The 23,728-nt window shown below is 54.9% G+C and carries 24 protein-coding genes; 22 read left to right on the top strand and 2 right to left on the bottom strand.

Annotated features, from left to right (window positions below):
* Positions 1 to 10 precede the first annotated feature (10 nt).
* From ACW44H_RS07360 to murB, 4 genes are read left to right on the top strand one after another with little or no spacing between them, the layout of a single operon-like run.
* Positions 11 to 244, top strand: a complete 234-nt coding sequence (locus ACW44H_RS07360) for a Trm112 family protein (protein WP_457508098.1) — start codon at positions 11 to 13, stop codon at positions 242 to 244.
* Positions 244 to 1,047, top strand: a complete 804-nt coding sequence (gene kdsB, locus ACW44H_RS07365) for a 3-deoxy-manno-octulosonate cytidylyltransferase (RefSeq protein ID WP_457508100.1) — start codon at positions 244 to 246, stop codon at positions 1,045 to 1,047. Before ACW44H_RS07360 ends, kdsB begins: the two co-directional genes overlap by 1 nt.
* Positions 1,048 to 1,067: 20 nt before the next feature.
* Complete coding sequence (locus tag ACW44H_RS07370) at positions 1,068 to 1,532, top strand: low molecular weight protein-tyrosine-phosphatase (protein ID WP_113268134.1); 465 nt, start codon at positions 1,068 to 1,070, stop codon at positions 1,530 to 1,532.
* Between the two features lie 10 nt (positions 1,533 to 1,542).
* Complete coding sequence (gene murB, locus ACW44H_RS07375) at positions 1,543 to 2,562, top strand: UDP-N-acetylmuramate dehydrogenase (protein WP_457508102.1); 1,020 nt, start codon at positions 1,543 to 1,545, stop codon at positions 2,560 to 2,562.
* Between the two features lie 106 nt (positions 2,563 to 2,668).
* On the opposite strand, the gene rne is transcribed toward murB, so the two are convergent.
* Complete coding sequence (rne, locus tag ACW44H_RS07380) at positions 2,669 to 6,052, bottom strand: ribonuclease E (RefSeq protein ID WP_457508104.1); 3,384 nt, start codon at positions 6,050 to 6,052, stop codon at positions 2,669 to 2,671.
* Positions 6,053 to 6,779: 727 nt separating this feature from the next.
* Between rne and ACW44H_RS07385 the strand changes: the two genes are divergently transcribed.
* Genes ACW44H_RS07385 through sppA form a run of 3 tightly spaced genes read left to right on the top strand, consistent with a single transcriptional unit; the run spans position 6,780 to position 9,544 of the window.
* Positions 6,780 to 7,721, top strand: coding sequence for an RluA family pseudouridine synthase (locus ACW44H_RS07385; protein WP_457508106.1), 942 nt, complete (start codon positions 6,780 to 6,782; stop codon positions 7,719 to 7,721).
* A gap of 29 nt (positions 7,722 to 7,750) precedes the next feature.
* The gene (locus tag ACW44H_RS07390) at positions 7,751 to 8,404 is read left to right on the top strand and encodes an HAD family hydrolase (RefSeq protein WP_457508108.1); all 654 of its coding nucleotides are present in this window, start codon (positions 7,751 to 7,753) and stop codon (positions 8,402 to 8,404) included.
* Positions 8,405 to 8,428: 24 nt separating this feature from the next.
* Positions 8,429 to 9,544, top strand: coding sequence for a signal peptide peptidase SppA (gene sppA, locus ACW44H_RS07395; protein ID WP_457508110.1), 1,116 nt, complete (start codon positions 8,429 to 8,431; stop codon positions 9,542 to 9,544).
* An 11-nt stretch (positions 9,545 to 9,555) separates the two neighbouring features.
* Here sppA and ACW44H_RS07400 read toward each other — a convergent pair whose 3' ends face one another.
* Positions 9,556 to 10,173, bottom strand: coding sequence for a Maf family protein (locus tag ACW44H_RS07400; RefSeq protein ID WP_457508969.1), 618 nt, complete (start codon positions 10,171 to 10,173; stop codon positions 9,556 to 9,558).
* 232 nt (positions 10,174 to 10,405) lie between these two features.
* On the opposite strand from ACW44H_RS07400, the gene ACW44H_RS07405 reads away from it, so the two are divergent.
* The 15 genes from ACW44H_RS07405 (at position 10,406) to ACW44H_RS07475 (ending at position 23,652) form a co-directional block, all read left to right on the top strand.
* Positions 10,406 to 10,936, top strand: coding sequence for a YceD family protein (locus tag ACW44H_RS07405; RefSeq protein ID WP_113268416.1), 531 nt, complete (start codon positions 10,406 to 10,408; stop codon positions 10,934 to 10,936).
* 36 nt (positions 10,937 to 10,972) lie between these two features.
* Positions 10,973 to 11,143, top strand: coding sequence for a 50S ribosomal protein L32 (gene rpmF / locus ACW44H_RS07410; protein WP_007114757.1), 171 nt, complete (start codon positions 10,973 to 10,975; stop codon positions 11,141 to 11,143).
* A 43-nt stretch (positions 11,144 to 11,186) separates the two neighbouring features.
* Positions 11,187 to 12,251: a phosphate acyltransferase PlsX gene (gene plsX, locus ACW44H_RS07415; RefSeq protein WP_457508112.1), complete on the top strand. Its 1,065-nt coding sequence runs from the start codon at positions 11,187 to 11,189 to the stop codon at positions 12,249 to 12,251.
* 113 nt (positions 12,252 to 12,364) lie between these two features.
* Positions 12,365 to 13,324 carry an ACP S-malonyltransferase gene (gene fabD, locus ACW44H_RS07420; RefSeq protein WP_457508114.1) on the top strand — a complete coding sequence of 320 codons (960 nt, stop codon included), beginning with the start codon at positions 12,365 to 12,367 and terminating at the stop codon, positions 13,322 to 13,324.
* A 58-nt stretch (positions 13,325 to 13,382) separates the two neighbouring features.
* Positions 13,383 to 14,126 carry a 3-oxoacyl-ACP reductase FabG gene (fabG, locus tag ACW44H_RS07425; RefSeq protein ID WP_113268125.1) on the top strand — a complete coding sequence of 248 codons (744 nt, stop codon included), beginning with the start codon at positions 13,383 to 13,385 and terminating at the stop codon, positions 14,124 to 14,126.
* Positions 14,127 to 14,250: 124 nt separating this feature from the next.
* Complete coding sequence (acpP, locus tag ACW44H_RS07430; RefSeq protein WP_008956801.1) at positions 14,251 to 14,484, top strand: acyl carrier protein; 234 nt, start codon at positions 14,251 to 14,253, stop codon at positions 14,482 to 14,484.
* 197 nt (positions 14,485 to 14,681) lie between these two features.
* Positions 14,682 to 15,920: a beta-ketoacyl-ACP synthase II gene (gene fabF, locus ACW44H_RS07435; protein ID WP_457508117.1), complete on the top strand. Its 1,239-nt coding sequence runs from the start codon at positions 14,682 to 14,684 to the stop codon at positions 15,918 to 15,920.
* Between the two features lie 6 nt (positions 15,921 to 15,926).
* Positions 15,927 to 16,739, top strand: a complete 813-nt coding sequence (gene pabC / locus ACW44H_RS07440; protein WP_457508119.1) for an aminodeoxychorismate lyase — start codon at positions 15,927 to 15,929, stop codon at positions 16,737 to 16,739.
* 47 nt (positions 16,740 to 16,786) lie between these two features.
* Positions 16,787 to 17,794, top strand: a complete 1,008-nt coding sequence (gene mltG, locus ACW44H_RS07445) for an endolytic transglycosylase MltG (RefSeq protein WP_113268123.1) — start codon at positions 16,787 to 16,789, stop codon at positions 17,792 to 17,794.
* 70 nt (positions 17,795 to 17,864) lie between these two features.
* A complete protein-coding gene (gene tmk / locus ACW44H_RS07450; protein ID WP_457508121.1) occupies positions 17,865 to 18,518 on the top strand; it encodes a dTMP kinase in 654 nt (217 codons plus the stop codon).
* Positions 18,509 to 19,495, top strand: coding sequence for a DNA polymerase III subunit delta' (locus ACW44H_RS07455; RefSeq protein WP_457508123.1), 987 nt, complete (start codon positions 18,509 to 18,511; stop codon positions 19,493 to 19,495). Before tmk ends, ACW44H_RS07455 begins: the two co-directional genes overlap by 10 nt.
* Positions 19,496 to 19,563: 68 nt before the next feature.
* Positions 19,564 to 19,899, top strand: coding sequence for a PilZ domain-containing protein (locus ACW44H_RS07460; RefSeq protein ID WP_113268120.1), 336 nt, complete (start codon positions 19,564 to 19,566; stop codon positions 19,897 to 19,899).
* Positions 19,900 to 19,969: 70 nt separating this feature from the next.
* Entirely contained in the window at positions 19,970 to 20,830 is an 861-nt protein-coding gene (locus ACW44H_RS07465; RefSeq protein WP_457508125.1) for a TatD family hydrolase, read from the top strand.
* Between the two features lie 39 nt (positions 20,831 to 20,869).
* On the top strand, positions 20,870 to 21,442 hold the full coding sequence (locus ACW44H_RS07470; protein ID WP_457508127.1) for a DUF1285 domain-containing protein: 573 nt from the start codon (positions 20,870 to 20,872) through the stop codon (positions 21,440 to 21,442).
* Positions 21,439 to 23,652, top strand: coding sequence for an ATP-dependent helicase (locus ACW44H_RS07475; protein ID WP_457508129.1), 2,214 nt, complete (start codon positions 21,439 to 21,441; stop codon positions 23,650 to 23,652). Before ACW44H_RS07470 ends, ACW44H_RS07475 begins: the two co-directional genes overlap by 4 nt.
* The last annotated feature ends 76 nt before the right edge of the window (positions 23,653 to 23,728 follow it).

Here is a 23,728-nt window from a genome sequence, read left to right on the forward strand (position 1 = left end):
GAGATACCGCATGGATAAGGAACTACTGGCAATGCTGGTTTGCCCGTTGTGTAACGGTAAGCTGAAATACGACCGCGAGGCTCAAGAACTGCGTTGTCACTACGATGGCTTAGCCTACCCCATTCAAGAGGGCATTCCTGTCATGTTACCGGAAGAGGCCCGCGCGATGGATGCCGATGAAAAGCTGCCTAGCTCTCCGGGGCGCTCACCAGGACGTTCTCCAGGTCACATCGGAGACGCTTGATGGATTTCCCAGACTCCATGGCGTCTGTTCCCACGGTGCCTGACTTTACGGTAGTCGTGCCCGCTCGCTACGGCTCCACCCGGTTGCCCGGCAAGCCACTGCTTGAGATTGCTGGGGAACCGATGGTCGCTCACGTATGGCGACGCGCTTGTCAAAGCCACGCTAGCCGAGTCGTAGTGGCGACAGACGATAGCCGCATTCGTGATGCTATGTTGCCTTACGGCGCCGAAGTGATCATGACCCGAGATGATCACCCATCGGGCACTGACCGTTTAGCTGAAGTAGCCGACATTCTGACGTTGGCGAATGATGCGCTGTTGGTCAATGTCCAGGGCGACGAACCACTGATCCCGCCCGCCTTGATTGATCAAGTAGCCCTGCGCCTAGCCGATGATCCCGAGGCTTCGATAGCGACGCTAGCGGAACCTATTAATAATGTTGAAACATTGTTTAACCCCAACGTGGTCAAGGTGGTGCGCTCCTTGCAAGGTCGAGCGTTGTATTTCTCCCGTGCACCGATTCCTTGGGATCGCGAACAGTTCAAAGAGCCACCCACGTTACTGGCGACCGATGCCTGGCTGAGACATATTGGTTTATATGCTTACAGGGCCGGTTTTCTGGCAGCCTACCGCGATTGGCCAGCCTCAAGCCTTGAGCAACTTGAGCAACTTGAGCAATTGCGTGCATTACAGAATGGCCACACTATTCAAGTGGCGTTGGCCTGCGAAGTAAATCCCGCTGGCGTCGATACCGCCGAAGATTTAGCGCGTGTGCGGGCGCTACTGGCTCAGCCCAGTCGTTAAAGGACTCAAGGAGCGCCGCTGTGAAAGTGTTATTTGTATGTTTGGGAAATATTTGCCGCTCACCCACCGCCGAAGGTGTTTTCCGTCGCGCTGTCGAGCAAGCGGGGATGGCCGATGATATTGAGATAGACTCCTGTGGCGTTGGCAGCTGGCATGTGGGCAAAGCACCGGACGCACGGGCTCAACAGGCTGCACTATGTCGTGGTATCGATTTAAGCAGCCTATGTGCTCGTCAGCTAAGCGAGCAGGATTTTGCTGAGTATGATTACGTGCTGGGCATGGATCAGGATAATGTACGTGCCATTCGCGGCCTAAAACCCGCTAACAGCCAAGCCTACGTTGGTCTGTTTTTGGATTTTGCCGGTACGCCGGGTGCTGAGGTGCCGGATCCCTACTATGGCGGTGAAGAAGGTTTTGAAAACGTTTTGAATTTAATCGAAGCTGCATCAGCAGGGCTCGTTCAACACCTTAAGCGTGAGCGCTGAGGTGGCGGCTTTGAATCTGCAAACCGATGTTGATCTAACGCTTGCCAACACACTGCGGCTACCCTGCAAGGCCGAGCATTTTGCGGCGCCAGCTACCTTATCAGCGCTGCGCGCTTTACTCGCTCAGGCACGCCAGCAGGGATGGCCTACCACGATACTCGGCGGTGGCAGCAATGTACTGCTGCCTGATCAGTTGCCGGGCTTGGTAGTGCGGCCAGCGTTGGATCAATGGTGGCTGACCGCTCAACAAAGATATTCAAAGGACCATGTGTTTGTCCACGTGGGTGCTGGGGTTAATTGGCACACTTTGGTAATGGCAACTGCTGAACGAGGGCTATGGGGAATTGAAAATCTAGCGTTGATTCCTGGTAGCTGCGGGGCAGCGCCGGTGCAAAATATAGGCGCCTATGGCGCTGAGCTTGCCGATACGCTGCAAGCGGTGCAGGTAATGGAGCTTGCAACAGGACGTGTCGATTGGCTTGACGCCCAGCAATGCAAGCTGGGGTACCGCGACAGTATCTTTAAACGCGAGCTGGCTGATAGGGTGGTGATCACCCAATTGGTGTTGCGTTTGTCGCGCACGCCAGCTCCGCAGCTCGGTTACGGTGATCTTGCTGAGCGACTATCCAATTCACCTACACCGCTAGCAGTCGCCAACGCGGTATGTGCCATTCGGCGCGAGAAGCTGCCTGATCCTGAGTTGCTTGCCAACGCAGGGAGTTTTTTCAAGAACCCGCTGGTGGAGGATCAGCAGGTGACGCGACTGCTGCGTCGGTATCCCACGATGCCTCACTTTCCCCAGGGAAAAGGGCAAACAAAGCTGGCGGCGGGTTGGTTAATTGACCAGTGTGGCTTGAAAGGAATGCAGGATGGCGTCTTTGGTGTGCACCAGCATCAAGCGCTGGTGCTGGTACATTTTGGCGGTGGTGATCGCCATGGCTTGCTGAAAACAGCGAACTATATCGTTGACCAGGTTGCATCACGCTTTGGCGTTCGGCTGGAGCCCGAGCCGCGGTTAGTTAATCCGTAGCTATATTGGCCGCTTCTGCTGTTGTTTAAAATGCGCCTGCTAAAAGACAAAATCCCCGCATAAGCGGGGATTTTGCTATTCAACACATGCAACACACGTGCCCGAATTACTCTGAGTAGGTGTCTTGCTGTGCCTGCTTACGTTTCTCACGCGGGTCATTGTGGGCCCGGGTGCGACGCCGCCGCGGTTTAGGCGCGTCTTCAGTTACTGCGTCTTCAGCAGGCGCTTCACTGGCGATCGGCTGAGCGAGCTGAGGCGCTGCTTCGGTAGCAGGGGCTTCAGTCATTATCCGTTCGTCGCTACTCTTTTCAGTGCTGTTTTCTTCAGCACTATTCTCTTTAGTACTACTCTCATCAGTACTATTTTCTTCAGTGCTATTCAGTTCACCGCTGCCTTCTTTAGCGCTGCTTTCTTCGTCGTTACTCTCTTTGACATTCTTTGGCTCATCGCCTTTTTCCGCTGCTTCTTGCTTCGGCTCGCTGTTGGAGAGTTCTTCAACCGAAGGAGCCGCGGCGACGCTCTTAGAATCGCTTGGGGTTGCTGATTCCTGGTGAGCTTCCTGAGCGTTTGCGGGTGTTTCGGGCTGACGCTCTTCGTTACTTTGATAAGTATCCTCAGCATCCAAAGCAGCCGGGGAAGCGGCCTCATCGATACTCGCCGCAGGATCCACAATGTTGCCCGCAGGCGGCTCGATGGCTTCAGGTGTTACCGACTCGCTATCACTGACTGGTGGTTGGCTATCGGAAACCTGATCAGTTGCTGCTGGCTCTGTCTTCGCTTCAGATAGCAGAGTCTTAGGCTCGTTCTCTTCGGAATCAGCCTCAGTTGACCCAGTGGTTGGCGTTTCCATTGGCTCATCGTTAGCTGTTGATTCCGGTTCGCTGGGCTTTGAAACGGCCTCTTTTTCCACGTCGGTGGCAACCGCTGTCTCGGGCGCTACTTTAGGCTGACGGCGCTGATGCGTCGACTTACTTGCCTTTGCGTTGTCTGCCACAGGCCGGTCTGCCGTTGTGGCGTTGTCCGCTTTTTCAGACGTTTCTGAAGGGCTCGTTATGTCAGCACTGTTAGGTACGTTGGCATTCGGAGCTTCATCAGCAGACACTTCACTCGGCTGTGTTACGGCTTCTGGTGCCTCACTCGGTGCTTCGGCTTGCAGTTTTAACTGCTCAGCTTCTGCCTGAGGATTGATAGCCTGGGTACGTGTGCGGTTACGGGGGTTGTTACGCGTACGCTTTGGCTTGCCGTCGTCTTTGGCCTCAGTATTATTGACCGCTTCATTACGCTGATTGTCACGGCTGCTATCGCGGCGCGGTTCTTTTTGCGCTGCGTTTTTGCCCTCTTTTTCTTTCGCCGAACTGTCTTTGCTAGCGTTATCTTTAGCAGAGCTATCCGTCTGCGTCTCTTTGCGAGGCACTTTATTGGCCGGCTCTTGCCCGTTGGCATCGTCTTGCTGAGGATGACGGCGACGGTTACGGGTGCGGCTAGGGCCACTGCGTTTGTCGTTACTGTCCTCATTGGCAGCACGCTGAGTGGTGTTGCGCTGATCGCTCTTCTGTTCGGTTTTTTGCTCCGATTGAGGACTATTGTCACTGCGAGCGTTACGGCTGGTGGTTTCGCCGCGTTCGCTGCGTGATGGTTTCTGCCGCGACTCATTGCTGCGCTGATTGGTTTTGCGCTCGCTTGGCTTACGGGGCGCGGGCGTTTCTGCCTTCGGGGCAGGCGCAGGCTCGGCACTGCTTTCGTCGCTGCCTAATAGCTTGGCGAAACCTCGAATAAAGCGGCCGATGACGCTGGGTTGTTCACTGGTCGCCGGTGTTGCTTTCGCCGCAGGCGCTGAGGTCGCGGCAGGTGCTTTCTCTTCGGTTTGCAGCGATGCTGGTGCAGGCGCGTTGTGCGTAACGCTTTTAACGGCGGCTTCGGCACGCTGAGCAGGAGGCACAAAACTAGGCGTTGGCTCTTTGCCTACTTCGGTATCGGTGGAGAGTTCAAAGCTTGAAAGGCTTTGGGTGTCATCTTCGTCCAGATGATCGTCGCGCAGACGCTGAACATCGTAGTGCGGCGTGTCCATATCAGGGTTGGGCAGCAGTACGACGCGCACACCCTGGCGAGATTCTAGATCTGCCAGCACGCTACGTTTTTCGTTAAGCAGGTAAGTCGCTACCGGTACCGGCAGGATGGCGCGGATCTGCGCGCTATTCTCTTTCATGGCCTCTTCTTCAATCAGGCGCATGATGGAGAGAGAGAGAGAACGCACATCGCGAATGGTGCCCTGGCCATTACAGCGGGGGCAGACCACGCCGCTGGTTTCACCCAGAGAGGGGCGCAGACGCTGGCGAGACATTTCCATCAAGCCAAAGCGTGAGATACGGCCAATTTGTACCCTAGCGCGATCCAATTTAAGCGCATCGCGCATGCGGTTTTCAACTTCACGCTGGTTGCGCGCTGGCCCCATGTCGATGAAGTCGATCACGACTAAGCCGCCGATATCGCGCAGGCGCAGCTGGCGTGCGATCTCATCGGCGGCTTCAGAGTTGGTTTGCAGTGCCGTTTCTTCGATATCACTGCCGCGGGTGGCACGCGCGGAGTTGATATCGATAGAGACCAGTGCTTCCGTATGGTCAATCACGATCGAGCCGCCAGAAGGCAACTTCACTTCGCGCTGATAGGCGGTTTCAATTTGCGATTCGATCTGGAAACGCGAGAATAGCGGGACTTCGTCCGCGTAAAGTTTGATCTTTTGCTGGTAGGAGGGCATGACCTGGCGAATAAAGCCCAGTGCCTCAGCATGAATCTCAGGGCTATCAATCAATACCTCGCCGATGTCCTGGCGCAGGTAGTCGCGCATGGCGCGAATGATGACATTGGATTCACGATAGATCAGGAACGGAGCAGGGCGTTTGGCGGCTTCAGTGGTAATAGATTCCCACACTTGGACCAGGTAATCCAAGTCCCACTGCAGTTCCTCTGGATTGCGACCAATACCTGCGGTGCGTACGATCAGGCCCATTTTATCGGGTACAGTTAATTGGCCCATGGCATCTTTGAGCTGACTGCGCTCGTCGCCTTCGATACGACGCGAAATACCACCTGCCCGCGGGTTGTTGGGCATCAGCACCAAGAAGCGGCCCGCCAGACTGACAAAGGTGGTTAGCGCAGCGCCCTTATTGCCACGCTCTTCTTTGTCAACCTGAACGATGACTTCTTGGCCTTCCTTAAGTACTTCTCTAATGCTCGGACGTCCGGAAACGTCTTTGACAAAGTACTCTTTAGAAATCTCTTTGAGCGGCAAAAAACCGTGGCGGTCAGCGCCGTAATCGACAAACGCAGCTTCAAGAGAGGGCTCTACACGGGTGATTTTGCCGCGATAAATATTGGCTTTTTTCTGCTCTCGAGCGCCGGATTCGATATCTAGATCGTACAGGCGTTGTCCATCAACTAAGGCGACGCGCAGCTCTTCAGGCTGTGTCGCATTAATAAGCATCCGTTTCATGTTGTCTCGCATAGCGTTGCGTGCCGGCGAACTGCCTATGGGGTGACGTAGGCGAACCGCTGGGTGCTGCGTGCTTGTGCTCGGCGCATTGCAATGCTGACGCGTCAAGCCGGGAAGGCGTCATCGCCAACCCGGCCAGTAGGGCGTTGAGTACGTGGCGGAGGCAGGACGTGTTCCGGTGATTGTCACATCCATCCGGCCCTGCTGACACCGCCGACACCTGGCATTCATCGATTCACCAACGCCGGCCACCGGCACAGCGTTGAACTTGTCGCCCAGAGTCAGCCAGCGCCTTGTGACGAGAAAGGAGGGGCTGCTCAGGGCGTGGCGTTGTTTCGTTACTGCCTGCCGTTGAGGGCGAGGCTTAGTTACATCTGTCGGCATAAAACGGCCGGCAGAGTTACCGCATTTTTAAGATCATATTTGGTGCTAAAAAAAACGGGCAATGCGTACACTGGTGCCGTTTTTCGTGTCCAGGCCTGCGTGTTAGTCGGGCAGGCGCATTAACCGAGCTCAGTGATGACGCTTTCTGCTACCGAATTTAACCGAGTAGCTAGTTATCAGCTAGTCGCTAACGCTAGACGAGAAAGCATTCTGCACTTGGCTGGTGGACGTTTTGGAATATAACAGTAAAGACAACGACCAGCAATTGACGCAATGCCCTTGGGTCTACGTTAGAATGCCGTTTTAGGCTGGTGTCATCGAGCTACAGCAGGAGTAAGCGGTAATGTCCGAAGGGCGTGAAGTGCAGTGGGTGGATATCGCCCCGGAGCAGGCTGGACAGCGAATTGATAATTTTCTCATGACGCGCCTTAAAGGTGCGCCACGTGCGCTTATCTACCGCATTGTACGTAAAGGGGAGGTGCGCGTTAATAAAAAGCGCGTAAAGGTCGATTATCGTTTACAGGCGGGGGACCTCGTGCGTGTGCCACCGTTGCGCTTGGCGCCCCGGGAAGCGGTTAAAGATGTCAGCGATAATTTGCGCGACCTGTTGGTGGGTAGCGTGATCATGGAGGGCCCTGATTGGATGGTGCTTAACAAGCCTTCTGGCCTGGCGGTGCACGGTGGAAGCGGGGTTAAAATTGGTTTGATCGAAGCGCTGCGTCAGGTGCGTGATGATTTGAGTTTCCTGGAACTGGTTCACCGTCTTGACCGTGATACTTCGGGTTGCTTGTTACTGGCCAAATCCCGCGATGCGTTGGTGACGCTCAATGAGTCGCTGAAAAAGCACGGTATGGATAAACGTTATCTGGCCTTGGTGAGCGGGCGCTGGCCGGCGCGTAAAACCTACGAAAGCGCTCGCTTGGACCGTTTTGATGCGGGAAATGGTGAGCGGCGGGTAAGGGTCGACCCCAACGGCAAAGTGTCGCGCACTCATTTTTCGGTGGTTGAGACGTTTGAGAAAGTCACCTTGATCGAAGCCGAGCCAGTGACGGGACGCACCCACCAAATTCGTGTGCATGCGGCCCACGCGGGCCATGCGTTGTTGGGTGATGATAAATACGCCACACGAGAAAGCGGGTTGCTCACCAAGCAGTTGGGGCTGGGGCGGCTGTTTCTGCATGCGCGTGCATTAACGTTTCCAGAGCCCGGTAATGGGCGTCCGGTAACCGTCAAGGCGCCACTGCCAGAAGCGCTTGAAGAAACCCTTAAGCGTGCTCGTCAATAAGCTGACGCGCCCTTCAGCAAGGAGCTGCCATGCAGTACGAACTGATTATATTTGATTGGGACGGAACCCTGATGGACTCCGTGCCGCGTATTGTATCGTGTATGCAAGCCGCGGCTCTGGAAGCCGAGTGGGGAGAGCTTTCAGCGGCTGAGGTGGAAGATATTATTGGCCTGGGGCTACCTGAAGCCATTGCCCAGCTTTGCCCAGGTATTTTGCCTGCTCAGGCCGAGCGCCTTCGTGAGCGTTACTCGCACCACTTTGTTACCGCGGATGCTACGCCGATGCTTTTTTTTGCTGGGGTTGAGGCGCAGATTGCCCGTTTGCGTGGCCGTGAACAGCAGCGGTTGGCGGTGGCGACCGGCAAAAGTCGCCGTGGTCTTGACCGCATTTTTGCTGAGACCGACAGCGGTGCCTGGTTTCACGCCAGCCGTACCGCCGATGAAACCCGCTCGAAGCCCCATCCACAAATGCTTTCGGAACTGCTGGCCGAGCTAGAGGTGCCCGTCGAACGAGCCGTTATGGTCGGCGATACGGAGTATGACCTGGAAATGGCCCGCGCCATTGGTATGGATCGTGTTGGCGTCACCTATGGCGTACATACGACGGAGCGTTTGGCGCGCAGCCAGCCCAAATGGATTGCCACTAGCATAAATGAGCTTTTCGATCGGTTGTACGGTGAGTAGCCAGTGTTTACTTAAGGACATTTTATGAGTGACGACCTAACCCGCCCCGATGACACAGGCGACGGGCGTGCAGAACCAACCCGTAATAGTCGTAGCAAGGAAGAGGATCGCTGGACCCAAGGGCCAGAAGTCCCCCCTGGTAAACGCGCCAGCCAGGTGTCAGGCGCGCCTGACGATGATGCTGAAACCCTGCGCGAACGACAGCGGCTAGCGCAGTTGGAGATGATGGATCACTGGATAGGAGGCGTATTAACCGAGCAGCGCCGCAGTCGACGTTGGAAATTGTTTTTCCGGCTAACAGTGCTCGCCATTGTGTTGGTGACGCTGTTTGCCACTCTGTATAGTCTGTTTTGGGACTCTCCGAGTGTTACCCCGCCCGCTCAGCGTCACTTGGGAATTGTTGAAGTTAATGGAGTGATTGCCAGTGATTCACCGGCCAACGCTGAGCGCATTATCAAAGGGCTAAACCGCGCCTGGGAAGCGGAGAGTGCGGCCGCTGTGGTGCTGCACATTAATAGCCCCGGCGGTAGTCCAGTGCAGTCTCAGCGTATCTATGCAGAAATTATGCGTCTGCGCGAACAGGGCGATAAACCGGTTATTGCCGTGATCGAGGATATCGGTGCCAGCGGTGCTTATTATATTGCCGCAGCGGCAGACGAGATTGTAGCGTCACCGGTGAGTCTGGTGGGCTCGATTGGTGTGATTTACGCTGGTTTCGGCTTTGAGGAGGCTATTGAGCGCATTGGTGTTGAGCGCCGCGTGCTTACGGCAGGGGAGAATAAGGCTTTTCTTGACCCATTCCAGCCGCTGGATGAAGAGGCGGAGCAGTTTTGGCAGAGCGTGCTCAGCCAAACCCATCGCCAATTTATTGAAGACGTGCGCGCAGGGCGGGGAGAAAGGCTCAGCGACAGTCCGGATATTTTTTCGGGTCTGGTCTGGAATGGTGAGCAGAGTATTGAGCTAGGCTTGGTTGATCAGTTGGGCAGCCTTGAGCAAGTGTCTCGCAATCAAGTGGGTAACACCGATTGGCAGGATTATACGCCCAGCCTTGATCCGTTTGATCGCCTGACACGTCGTTTCTCCCAGGTCGTCGCTGAGGTGTTGGGCGTGAGTACACCCAATACCCCGCTTCGCTATTAGGCTCGATTGAGTTAGCGCGCGCCAAGCGGGTCAAAGCCCGCTTGGCGTAGCATGTCGCAGAGCGCAATCAGCGGAAGCCCAATCAGGGCATTAGGGTCGCGGCCTTCAAGCTTTTCAAACAGCGCAATGCCTAACCCCTCCATTCGAAAACTGCCTGAGCTGTCTAGCGGCTGCTCTTTGGCGACATAGTTTTCGATTTCTTGTGTGCTCAAGTTGCGAAATACCACCTCAAAAGGCTCTACATGGACATGGTGACGCTGGTGACGTGTATCTAGCAGCGCTAGGCCGGTTAGAAAGGTGACGCGTTGGCCAGAAAAGCGGGTCAGGTTGGCGCGGGCCTTGGCTTCCGTATGTGGTTTGCCAAGAATCTCGCCTTCGAAAACTGCAACCTGATCGGAGCCTATGATGCAGTGATGAGGAAAGTGCGGTGCAACGGCGTTGGCCTTGCTAAGCGCAAGTCGGTGCACCAGTGCGTGGGGCGTTTCGTCATTGTGAGGCGTTTCATCAATATCAGGCGAATGGCACTGATAAGGAAGTTGCAGGCGATCCAACAGCTCGCGCCGCCAGCGCGAGCTGGAAGCAAGTACCAGTTCGGTCGGTGATGTCTGGGCGCTCGGTGGCTCGGCCATTGAGGATGAGGTCACAATTAACTCCTGGCTGCATGGTTTTTCTAAGGCAACGTTGTGCTTGTGCAACATTACACAAATGCGATTTCAAGGCATGAGAGTGTAGCGAAAGCAGGCAGAGGTGCCTACATTGACGGATTGTTGAGGTCTACGTCGGTTGTTTATTGAAGAAGGTGTGAATAATTATAACGACAGCTTTGACACCAGCAGGGGGAGTGCCTATCATTGCGCGCCTATGTTGACCTCACAACTCCCCAGTCGGGTCGAGCCTTATAAGCTTGCAGCCCGCCACGAACGAATCGAAGGCTTGGTAGCGCTTGATAAGCTACCGCGTCTTGCCGAAGAAGCGGGTCTCCAAACCGGCGACTGCCATGTCGTGCTCGAGTTTGGCGTCGATGCTCAAGGTCGTCGTGAAATTCGTGGCCACTTGCAAGCGACATTGGCGCTTGCATGTCGTCGCTGCCTGGTGCCGCTGCCTCAAGAGGTAAGCAGTGACTTTTTGCTTGGAATGGTCACTGATGAAGCCTTAGCGGCCGAGTTGCCTGCTAGTCATGAACCGGTGCTGGTGGAAAAGGAACAGCTGGACCTACTGACAGTGGTTGAGGATGAATTAATCCTTAGCCTGCCACAGGTGGTCTATCACGAAGAAGCCGAATGTCATGTCTCGGCGGAGCAGCTGGTCAGCAAAACAGAAGGCGCGGCGTCAGAAACAACGCCAGCGACGAACCCTTTCGCGGTGCTCAATGTCTTGAAAGGCAAAAAATAAGCACCCTTTACCTTAAATACCTTGGAGTAAATACCCATGGCAGTTCAACAGAACCGTAAAACTCGTTCCAAGCGCGGCATGCGTCGTAGCCACGATGCGCTGACCGCTCCGACGCTGTCTCAGGATAAAGAAACGGGTACGACTCACCTGCGTCACCACGTTTCTCCAGACGGTTTCTACCGTGGACGTAAAGTGGTCGAGGTATAAGCCTCAGCTGAATTACTAAGCGGCTAAACGGACTCAGTGCGGTATGCGCCTAGCGATTGATGTGATGGGGGGCGACCAAGGTCCTCATGCGATTATTGCAGGCTCCGCAAAGGCAGTGGTGGAGCATCCAGGCCTTGAGGTGATTCTGTTTGGCCCGCGTCAGCAAATACTTGCTGAGATTTCACGCTTGCCGCAGCCTCTGGCTGCGGCAGCGTCACGTTTGGCGGCGCGTGATGCATCCGCCAGCATTATGCCAGCGACAACGGCTGCCTGGGCGTTACGCCGAGGCCATGCAACGAGCATGACGCAAATGCTTCGAAGCGTTGCTGAGGGAGAGGCACTGGCTGGGGTTAGTGCCGGTAATACGGCAGCGCTTGTTGCCTTGTCAAGGCGCGAGCTGGGGATGATCGAGGGGATTTCCCGGCCGGCGATTAGTACGGCGATTCCAGCACGCCAAGGGCGCCGCTGTTATCTGCTGGATTTAGGCGCCAACGTGGATTCCCCCGCCCATCGGTTGGTCGATTTTGCATTGATGGGGGCGGCGATGGCGCAGTGTATCGATGGTACTGCTTTGCCACGTGTGGCGCTGCTTAATGTTGGCGCGGAAGCCACCAAGGGTAATGCCAGTGTGCGTGAAGCCGATCGTTTGTTGCGCCAATACGCAAGTGGCCAATATGCCAGTAATAGTGCCTTCGACTACCAAGGCTACGCAGAGGGTGGGGATCTATTCAAAGGTCAGCTTGATGTGGTGGTGTGCGATGGTTTTGTCGGTAACGCCGTCCTCAAAGCAAGCGAAGGCTTGACAAGCATGTTGGTTGAACGCGTGCAAATGGCCTTTGAGTCGCGCTTAAGCGGACGTTTGGCAAGCCTGCTGGCCAGGCCTGTGTTAAGACGATTAAAGCAAGAGCTCGATCCTGTTCGTTATAACGGGGCCAGTTTGTTGGGGTTGCGCGGTATCGTGGTGAAAAGTCACGGTAGTACTCACGCCGATGGCTTCTACTACGCTATCCAGCGTGCCCTGCAGGAAGTAGAGCATAACTTACCTGCGCGGATTGCAGGCCGCTGGCAAGCGCCGTCAAGTGATGGCGATGGTGCGCGCCAGCCATGATCAGATAATAAATAAGCTATTTTTTTTGCGGGTTATAGGTGGCATCAGGATGTGCCAATAACCTCGCCTATCGCTCATATGAGCAAATGCCTACTAGAGCAAAGGTGAACGACATGTCTCAACCCCTTGCCCTCATTTTTCCCGGGCAAGGCTCTCAGCAGCTTGGAATGCTGCGAGAGCTAGCCGAGCGCTATAGTGTGGTGGGAACGACATTTGAGGAAGCGTCGGATGCTTTGGGTTACGACTTATGGAAAGTCGTCCAAGAGGGTCCTGAAGCAACGCTGAATGCAACTGCGTGCACCCAGCCCGCGTTACTCTCTGCAAGCATTGCCATTTGGCGTGTTTGGCAAGAGCTGGAAGGACCACGACCTACCGTCATGGCGGGCCATAGTCTCGGCGAATACAGCGCTATGGTATGCGCAGGTGTCTTGAGTTTTGCCGAAGGTGTTAATTTGGTACGCCAGCGGGGTGAAGCGATGCAGGAAGCGGTGCCCGCGGGAGAAGGTGGCATGGCGGCTATCCTGGGACTTTCAGATGACTCGGTTGAAGCCGCCTGTGAAAAGGCTGCCCAAGGTGATGTTGTTTCTGCAGTCAACTACAATTCCCCGGGGCAAGTGGTTATAGCGGGTGCCAAAGCGGCCGTTGAACGAGCGATAACTGCTTGTCAGGAGGCGGGAGCCAAGCGCGCCATGGCTTTACCCGTTTCAGTGCCTTCGCACTGTGCCCTGATGCGACCTGCTGCCGAGCGCTTGGCAGATGCCATGCAGGCCATTGAGCTACGGGCGCCACGCTATACAGTCATCCAAAATGTTGACGCTCAGGCTCATGCCGATACGGCTACACTGCGCACACGCCTAGTCGAGCAGCTTTACCAACCAGTGCGTTGGAGTGCTTGCGTTGAGGCAATGGCAGACCAAGGTGTGGAAGTATTTATTGAGTGCGGGCCAGGAAAGGTGTTGACTGGCCTCAATAAGCGTATTGTGAAGGGTAGTAAGGGGTTGGCTGTGAATGATCCTGATAGCCTGGATGCTGCGCTCGAACTAGCGCGTGAGACGTTGGTTGATAAGGCGTGACCAAGGATTGTTTTATTTCGCTATCCTTGCTTGATTACCCGGTTAAAGGCAGAACGTTATGACACAAGAACGTAGAGTTGCCCTGGTAACAGGGGCTAGTCGTGGTATTGGCCAGGCAATTGCACGTGAACTCGGCCGTCAAGGCCGTATCGTGATTGGCACGGCGACCAGCGAAGCCGGTGCTGAGAAGATTGATGCTGATTTGCAGGAAAACGGCATTGAGGGAGCCGGTCTATGTCTGAACGTGACCGACCAGGCCAGTATTGATAGCGTATTGAAAACCATTACTGAGCGCTTTGGTGCGCCGACTATTTTGGTTAACAATGCCGGTATCACGCGAGACAATTTGCTGATGCGTATGAAGGAAGATGAGTGGGATTCTGTTATGGATACCAACTTAAAATCTGTCTATCGTGTCAGTAAGGCGTGTTTGCGGGGTATGACCAAGGCGCGTTTTGGGCGTATTGTGTCAATTAGCTCCGTAGTGGCAACCATGGGCAACCTGGGCCAAACTAACTATGCTGCAGCTAAGGCCGGTATGGAAGGTTTTAGCCGTGCGCTTGCTCGTGAGGTATCCTCGCGTGCCATTACGGTGAATGCGGTGGCCCCTGGCTTCATTGCTACCGATATGACCGAAGCACTGCCTGAAGCGCAGCATGAAATGCTGCTAAAGCAAATTCCGTTGGCCCGTTTAGGGGCGCCGGAAGAGATCGCCGCAGCGGTGGGTTTCTTGACCAGTGATGCAGCAGGTTATATCACTGGTGAGACGCTACACGTTAATGGCGGTATGAATATGCGATGATGGCCTTAGGCTTGGCGGTTGCGTCGACCCAAGGGCGTCTATAAACTACCCCGCAGCTTTTGGCTTGCGGTTTCCAAATAGCTGGTTATCTAAAACGGCTAATGTGAACGACTGGAGTACGTTAATGAGTACTATTGAAGAGCGCGTGAAGAAAGTTGTAGCAGAGCGCCTGAACGTTAAAGAAGAAGACATCCAGAACAGCTCTTCTTTTACAGAAGATTTGGGTGCTGATTCGCTCGACACCGTTGAGCTGGTAATGGCTTTGGAAGAGGAATTTGATACTGAAATTCCTGATGAAGAAGCTGAGAAGATCACCACGGTTCAAGAAGCTATCGATTACGTGAACGCCCACCAGTAAGGGCTGCGTCGATGCATCGAACCAGGGTGGGGTGCTAGTCTAGTCACCCGCCTTAAGAGCCGTCCTTTCGCAGGGCGGCTTTTTTGCTTTGCTGCCACAATGCTTATAACGTTCAATCTCCGTTATACTGTTGACCAAATTTAAGCAGCAAATGACCCAAGTGGGTCGCGTCACCATGGATGCCTGGAGGAAAGCTGATGGCACGGAAAAGGGTAGTGGTAACTGGGTTAGGCCTGGTGACCCCAGTGGGCAATAATGTAGATGAGTCGTGGGCAAATATTGTTGCTGGCAAAAGCGGTATTACACCTATTGATCACTTTGACACCAGCGGCTTTAACACCCGCTTTGGTGGGGCGATTAAGAACTTTGATATCAGCCCATATCTGAATCCTAAAGATGCTCGCAAGATGGATCTGTTTATTCAGTACGGAATGGCGGCGGGCGCCCAAGCGGTTGAAGATTCCGGTATCGAATGTACTGAAGAGAATGCAGATCGCATCGGTGTGGCTATCGGCTCAGGCATTGGTGGCCTTCCCATGATTGAGCATAACCATAACGCGCTCAATAAAGGCGGTGCGCGAAAGGTGTCGCCATTCTTTGTGCCCGGCTCAATTATTAATATGATCTCAGGGAATATGGCGATTCAGCACGGCTTTAGGGGCCCCAATATCGCTATCACCACCGCCTGTACGACAGGTACTCACAATATTGGTTATAGCGCACGCACCATTGCCTACGGTGATGCGGACGTCATGGTTTGTGGTGGTGCTGAGATGGCCACTACACCGTTAGGCCTAGGCGGTTTTTCTGCTGCTCGCGCACTCTCTACGCGTAACGATAACCCAGAAGCGGCAAGCCGTCCTTGGGACACAGACCGCGATGGTTTTGTGTTGTCCGATGGCGCTGGCGTATTGGTGCTTGAAGAGTACGAGCATGCCAAGGCGCGCGGGGCTAACATCTACGCTGAGCTGGTTGGGTTTGGCATGAGCGATGATGCTTATCACATGACATCGCCGCCAGAAGATGGGCGTGGGGCAGCGCTCTCCATGCGCAACGCGATAAAAGATGCCCAAGTTGATGTGTCAGAGGTTCACTACATCAATGCCCACGGCACTTCAACCGCGGCAGGCGATCTGGCAGAAAGTCGTGCTATCGAGAACGTACTGGGTGATGCAGCCAATAAAGTGGCAGTGAGCTCAACGAAATCGATGATCGGCCACTTACTAGGCGCTGCTGGCGCGGTAGAAGCGGTGTTTAGTATCCTGGCTATTCGTGATCAGATTGCACCGCCGACTATCAACCTGGATAACCCACAGGCAGGCTGTAACCTGGACTATGTACCGCATACCGCGCGGGATATGCGTATTGATATAGCGCTTTCCAACTCCTTTGGCTTTGGTGGTACCAACGGCTCGCTGCTGTTTAAGAAAGTGTAGTTGGCGATGTTGCCACCCCCTTTATCGAGCGATCACCAAGTACCGTTTGATGATCGCGGGCTAGCCTACGGGGATGGTCTCTTTGAAACAGTACTGTTGCGCGCAGGCGTGCCAGTACTGTGGCGCTATCACGTAGAGCGTTTGGCGAAAGGCTGTCAATGCCTCGGTATACCGTTACCTTGCCAGTCGGCACTGAACGCGACATGGCAGGGTAAACCCAGCGCAGAGTTGGAAGTACTCAAGTTGATACTGACTCGGGGCAGCGGCGGGCGTGGCTACGCTCAGCCAGAGCCGGTAACGCCGCGTTTACTCAGTCGTCGGGCGCCGTTTCAACCATCGGTGCAGCGCTGGCAACAGGGTGTAACGGTGCGGCTTTGTAACTTACGTCTTAGCCGCCAACCACGGTTGGCGGGGGTCAAGCACCTTAATCGGTTAGAAAACGTACTGGCCCGTCAAGAGTGGAGCGATGCCACTATTGCCGAAGGCGTGCTCACCGATAGCGAAGGCTTGGTTGTGGAAGCCACCAGTATGAATATTTTTTGGCAGCAAGCGAGAGAGGTGTTTACGCCTAGGCTTGACCAGTGCGGCGTGGCTGGCACGCTGCGCGCTGGATTGATTGATAAAGGTGCCGTCGCCCAGGCTTCACTGCCGCTTGATCAATTCCCAGATGTCGAACGGCTATGGGTAGCAAACTCTGTCCAGGGCGTATGGCCAGTCACTACGCTGCTTGCAGCGGATGGCTCGTTGCTAAAGCGCTGGCCGGTGAACGAGCCTGACCCAATCCAGCGCTTGGCGCATCAGCTGTTAGGCTATGCCTAAACGTCGTTGTTCTTTGAGTTATCGCCGCGCAATTTTCTAGAGGTGTCATGGTGAAACGGTTATTAACCGCTTTATTGGTTTTAGTAATAGTGGGTGCTGTAGGTGCTGCGGGCGGTTACTTCTATTGGCAGAACCGATTAGAATCGCCGCTTACACTTGAAGAGCCAACGCTTTACCAAGTGCCTTCTGGCGCAGGGTTCAATCAAGTGGTGGCGGAGTTAGAAGCTCAGGGCATACTGGAAGATGCCTGGGCGTTTCGCCTATTAGCGCGGGTTGAGCCTGAGCGGGTGCCGCGTCTGCGTACTGGCGAATATCAACTACTGCCGGATATGAGCGGACTGGAAATGATGGCGCTGTTGGGCAGTAATAACGTGGTCACTTACCCACTGACGATTCCGGAGGGGTGGACTTTTCGCCAGATGCGCGACTTGCTTAATGCGGCGCCGAAACTTGAGCACCGCACGGCTGATTTGAGCGACGAAGAGGTGATGGCGCTACTCGACCGAGAAGGCACTTTTCCGGAAGGCTGGTTTTTCCCGGATACCTATCGTTACCACCTGGGGATGAGCGATGTCGATATTCTGCGTCAGTCGCTTGAGCGAATGGAGCGGATGGTCGATGAAGTGTGGGAACAGCGCGCCGACGACCTAACCATTGATTCGCCCTATGAGGCGTTGATCATGGCTTCTTTGATTGAACGCGAAACCGGTGCGCCGGAGGAGCGGCGCGAGATTGCCGGGGTGTTTAAGCGCCGCATGGAGCAAGGGATGCGCTTACAAACAGACCCGACGATTATTTATGGTATGGGCGAGCGCTATGAAGGGCGCATTACCCGTGCCGATCTGCGCGAAGCCACACCTTACAATACCTACGTGATTGATGGGATTCCGCCCACGCCGATTGCTCTGCCGGGGCGCGCTTCGCTAGAAGCGGCGGTAAACCCGCTCCCCGGCGAAACGCTTTATTTTGTCTCCCGTGGCGATGGCACGCATCACTTCTCGCGCACGTTGCGGGAGCATAATAATGCCGTCAATCGCTATATTCGCAACCGGTAATAGCCATGACCCATCATCACAGTCATCACCTTAGTTATCAGCCCAGTTATCACCATAGTAAGGAAGCATGATGAATCAGCGTGGTCGCTTCATTACGCTGGAAGGCGGCGAGGGAGTGGGAAAATCCACTAATGTGAGCTTTGTCGCCGAATGGTTGGAAGCCCAGGGGCTGGACGTCGTGCTCACACGAGAACCGGGTGGGACTGAGCGTGGCGAAGCTATTCGTGCGTTGCTGCTGGATCCCGCTCCCCAAGAGCCGCTGCATGTGGACGCAGAGCTTCTACTCATGTTTGCCGCCCGCGCACAGCATTTAGCCGAAAAAATCCTGCCCGCCCTGGCAAGAGGGGCATGGGTGGTGTGTGATCGCTTTACCGACGCTACCTTCGCCTATCAGGGCGGCGGGCGAGGTATTGCCAGTGAACGGATTGCTGTGTTGGAAAAATTCGTTCAGCAGGGGCTTTCGCCTGATCTCACCTTATTGCTTGATATGCCCCAAGAGGCCGCCAAGCAGCGCTTAGAGTCGCGCCTTCGTGATCGCCATGAGCAGCGTGATCGCTTTGAACAGGAGCAGGCCGATTTTTTCCAGGCTGTGCGTGAAGCCTACTTGGCGCGTGCTACAGAAGCGCCCGAGCGTTTTGCGGTGATTGACGCCCAGTGCGCGCTTGAAAAGGTCCAGGAGCAAATTAGCCAAGCACTAACGGCACGAGTAACAGCATGGCGTTAACCGATGTAATGCCGTGGCATCTCGCCACTTGGCATCAGTTAACCCGCTTGGCCGATGGGGGACGCATGCCCCATGCGCTATTGATTCACGGTGCGCACGGCGTTGGTAAACAGCAGTTGGCAGAGGCGTTAATTGCGCGAATGCTATGTGCCAAACCCGCTGATAAAGCCTGTGGTCACTGCCATAGCTGCACTATGCTAGGGTCGGGTTATCATCCGGATTTGCTGCGTGTCTCTCCGGAAGAAGGCAAGCGCCAGATTCGCATTGACCCCATTCGCGAGGTTAACCGATTTGTCTCGCAAACCGCTCAACAGGGTGGTTATCGGGTGATTGTAATCTCACCTGCCGAGGCAATGAACATCGCCGCCGCCAATGCGCTACTTAAAAGCCTTGAAGAGCCCGGTGATAAAACACTCTTTATCCTGCTCTCGGACGTACCTTCGCGGATGTTGCCGACGATCCGCTCCCGCTGTCAGCAGTGGTCCTTGCCTAGTGTTCCCTTTGAGGCTTGCCGAGGTTGGTTAATTGAACAGCTTAACAGCGCCGATGAAGCCTATTTCTGGTGGCAGGTGGCGGGCGGTTTGCCATTGCTCGCGGTAGAGTTGGCTGCGCCTGAAGAGCGCGCATTACGCCATCAAATTCATGACAGTTTCGAGCAACTGGTGCGCGGTGCCGAGCCTGTCTCTGAAGCAGCGCGCCTGGACCGCCAAGCGATTGATGCCATCTTGTGGTACGGTATCGCTTGGCTGGAAGACCTTATCCGCCTGGGTTTATCCGGTGAAGCAGCGGTGTTGCATAATCCTGATCTAGAACCGCTCTATCGTCAGGCGGTTAAAAATGGCCGGGTGCAAGATTGGTTTCGCCTGCTCGACTATGCTCGTGAACAGCGGCGTCTGCTGGCGGTGGGGGCTAACCCCAATCCCCAGTTAGTGCTTGAAGCATGGTTGGTTCGCTGGGCGGCGCTGTTGCGTTCATAGCTGCGACAGTATTTTCCATTGCGTTCTTATCTTAACGCGCTTACTTACGGCAATGCAGCGAGGTCGTCATGGCAGCTCAAAAAGCGCTCTCTCTTACCGTTCCCGATGTGCCGACACTGCTCTCAGCGTATATGCCATTTCTGGATCGCGGGGGGATTTTTGTTCCCACGCAGACCCCTTACGCGCTTGGCCAGCAAGTATTCTTATTGCTGACACTACCGGGTGAAAGTGAACGCCTCTCGATCACCGGGCAGGTGGTATGGGTCTCACCCGAGGGTGTTAGTGGTCGCCGTATGCCAGGCATTGGCCTACATTTTAGCCAACAAGATTATCCTGTACGTGATCGTATCGAAACGCTGCTTGCCGGACAATTAGATAAAGCAGCCCCGTCGTTCACGCTTTGAATAAAACCGTCGCTTACGCTTTGCAGTCAATGCCCATTGCGTTGGTGACCTATCTGTTGTCGAGACCTGCATGTTTGTCGATTCACACTGTCATTTAGATCGTTTATCCGAGCAGACTCACGGCGGGGATATCGCCGCCACCCTAGACGCTGCGCGCGCTGCCCACGTTAGTCAGTTTCTTGCTGTAGCCGTCACCTTGGATGATATGCCGCAACTGGCGGCCATCGCTCGTGCGCATCACGATGTGGTGATCTCTGCTGGCTTACATCCCTTACATAGCGCTGGAAAAAATAGTACTGAGAAACATGGCAGCGGGAGCGAGCCCAGCGTTGCGGATATAAAAGAGGCTGCCGAACAGTATGGCGCGGTAGCCATCGGCGAAACTGGTCTGGACTACCACTACCGGGACAGCGTGCCGGTAGAATTGCAGCATGAGCGTTTCAAGCGCCATCTGATCGCTGCACGTGAATTGGAACTGCCGGTGATTGTTCATACCCGGGAGGCTAAAGAAGAAACGCTGGCCCTGTTGCGTGAATATAGCGACCCTCGAGTGGGCGGTGTATTACACTGCTTTACTGAAGACTTGGCGATGGCCCGGGAAGCAGTGCGGCTGGGCTTTTATATTTCGCTATCGGGTATTATCACTTTTCGCAACGCCGCTCCGTTGCGAGAGCTAGCCCGCCAACTGCCGCTGGATCGCCTGCTGATTGAGACCGATAGTCCTTATCTTGCCCCTGTTCCTTATCGCGGCAAGCCAAACGAGCCTGCTTGGGTAGTGGAAGTGGCAGAGTGCATCGCTCAAGAGCGGGGGATCAGTGTTGACGAAGTTGCCATGCAAACGACCGTCAACTTTTATCAGCTCTTTCGTGCCGCCGCTCCTGATGCTCCGGAACATGTTAAAGAGGCATTGGTACAGTCAGGGCTTTTATAGCCTGATGTGCGTTGAATACGCTCAAGCGAGGTGGGCGAGATGAATATTGATAGATTGCTGCAGCAACGCGACGAAGAGAAAGGACTTGCAGGCGCTATCCCTCCACTTGATCAGTGGCAACCTCCTCTTTCTGGCGATATGAACCTACGAATTCACGCCGATGGTAGCTGGTGGCACGAAGGCCGGCCATTTGCCCGTCCTAAGGTGGCGCGCTTATTGGCGTCTCTGCTGCGTCATGACGAAGATGGTTACTGCTTAGTGACGCCAGTAGAGCGCTGGCGGATAGAGGTTGAAGATCTGCCGCTAGTCGCAGTAGAGGCTGACTTTCGTGATGGGGCCTGGTGGTTCACCACGCAGTTTGATGATGTCATTCGCCTGGATGGCGAGCATCCACTTTCTATCACCTTAACGCCACAAGGTGAAGCGGTGCCGCAATTGCCGTTGCGTTTCGGGCTGGCTGCACGTCTGCATCGTAATGTTTATTATCAGCTGGTCGAGGCTGCAGAAACCCGTGAGGTAGACAACGGTGTGACTGAAGTTGGGCTGATGAGTGCCGGGCAGTGGTTTGCGCTAGGCCAACTTGATGATGAATCTTTAGGCGAGGCGCCGTGAAGCTGACTGCTGAACAGCAAGCCGTTGTGAATCACGCAGACGGCCATGCGCGTGTGGCGGCGGTAGCGGGAGCAGGTAAAACCACCACTATGGCCGCTCGGGTGCTGCACCTGTTGGCCTGCGATGTGCCGCCAAAGCGTATTTTGGTGCTGATGTTTAACCGCTCGGCCAAAGATGACTTTCAACGTCGCTTGGCGTCTATGGCGTCTACCGGACAGGCGCTGCCCGATGTACGCACTTTTCACTCGCTGGGACATCGCTTAACCCAGAGCTTTTGCCGCTGGGGGGCGCTCGCGCCGCGCCGATTATTATCCGCAGATTGGCAGTTGGAGCGACTGCTTCGCCAGGCGAGTCTCAATGTGCTGCGTGATGCTGTTGAGCGTCGTGACGCTGCCGTGGAGGGGGAAAGGCTTGAAGCCTTAGCGCACTTCTGCGGCTTGGTGAAGGCGGAGATGATCACTCCGGAAGCACTTTACGAGCGACTCAATTTCGACCCGGATACCGACTATTTCCCGGCGGCCTTTGCCGAGGCGGAACGGCTATTAGAGGCGGAAGGGATGATGACTTATGCTGACTTACTCTATCGTCCTCTTCAGGTACTAGAAGCTGATAGCGCCCTACGGGCTCGCGTTGAAGGCTTTCTGGATCATGTCATTATTGATGAATACCAGGATATTAACGCCGCTCAGCAGCGCCTTTTATCCGTGTTGGTAGGTAATCGTGCCGAGGTAATGGCTGTCGGCGATGCCAACCAGTGTATTTATGAGTGGCGTGGCGCTAAGCCCGATACCATGCTGGAAAACTTTATCGCCACTTTTGGTGACGCTACCGACTATCCGCTATCAACGACTTTTCGTCATGGTCACGCTTTGGCGCTTGCTGCTAATCATGCCATTGCCGCCAATCAGCGTCGCCCCAACCAGCTATGTCTCGCGGCAGCCAATAATCCAGAGACACGCGTCTCAGTGGGGCAGGGTAGCCGCTTGTTACTCGATGCATTGATCGATTGGCAGGCCCAAGGACGGGCTTTTAACGAGGCCAGTTTGCTAGTGCGTAGCTGGGCGCTGTCGGTGCCTTTTCAACTGGCGTTATTGCAGGCGGGCATCCCTTTTCGGCTTCAGCGAGAGGATCGTTTTGTATTTCGGCTGCCGTTAGTACAGGCTCTGGCAGGGTATTTGAAAATGTCGCGCCGTCCTGGCCTGCTTCGCGATCCGCAGCAACTCTTATTGCTGCTTTCTCAGCCGACCCCCTTCGTTGCTCGTGAACGGCTACAGCGTTTAGCCCACCAACTAGCGGCTACCCAGCAATGGCCTGAGCGGCATGATCCAGTCTTGACGGAATTAAAGCCAATCCAGCGACGTACGCTAAAAAAACGTTGGGTATTGCTATGCGAGTTGCCCCAATTGAGTGCATGGCCACCTGCCAAGCTATTAAGGCATGTGGTGGAAAGCATCGAGGCGGAGAAAACGCTCAAACGCGCAGCCGCGCGCCGCGACAAAGGCGAAGAGGACGTTCGTTTACTTGACGTGCTAATTGAACAAGCGCAAAGCGTGCACGACCCCGACGCCTTTATCGAATTACTTGAGCGTCCGGTAGAGAATCAGGCCGGTGGCATACTCATTAGTACGGTGCACGGTGCCAAAGGGCTTGAGTGGCCATTGGTAGCCGTTGCAGGCGTCAATGAAGAGGATTTCCCTCACTATAGCCGCGATAATCCGCTTAGCGATGAGCGCTTGGAAGAGGAGCGGCGGCTTTTTTACGTAGCCATAACGCGTGCTCAAGAGCAGCTATTAGTGCTCCATGATGGGGGCGTGCACCGTCCTAGTCGCTTTATTGCTGAGAGCGCCTGGCAAGACAGCATGCGTGTCGCCGCTTGTTTAGCGAGTTCCAGCGTGCCAACGGCTTCGTTAAAGGTTACCTCGGTTGAGCTGGTAAAACGCTATTTAGATCGGCTTGGACGTGATGATATTGTGCTTGCAGCGGCGCAAGTTGAAGAGGCCAAAGTGGTTTATTCAGCCAACACAACTTTTTACCCTGGTCAGCGGCTACATCATGCAGTGTTTGGTGAGGGTGAAGTGGCTGCGGTAGAGGGAAATGCAAGCGATCCGGTGATTGATGTGCGCTTTGACCAGGCTGGTCGCAGGCGGCTTATTGCCCGTCGTGCCCCTATTGAATTGTTAGAAGGCTCACAAAGCGCGCTACATTCTTAGCGTATGAGATGGGCGTTAAAGAGGGAGAACGTTACGGCTAGTCAGAACGGTTGCTCTCTTTTAGCCGTAACGTTAA

The sequence above is a fragment of the Vreelandella sulfidaeris Esulfide1 genome (assembly GCF_054072535.1).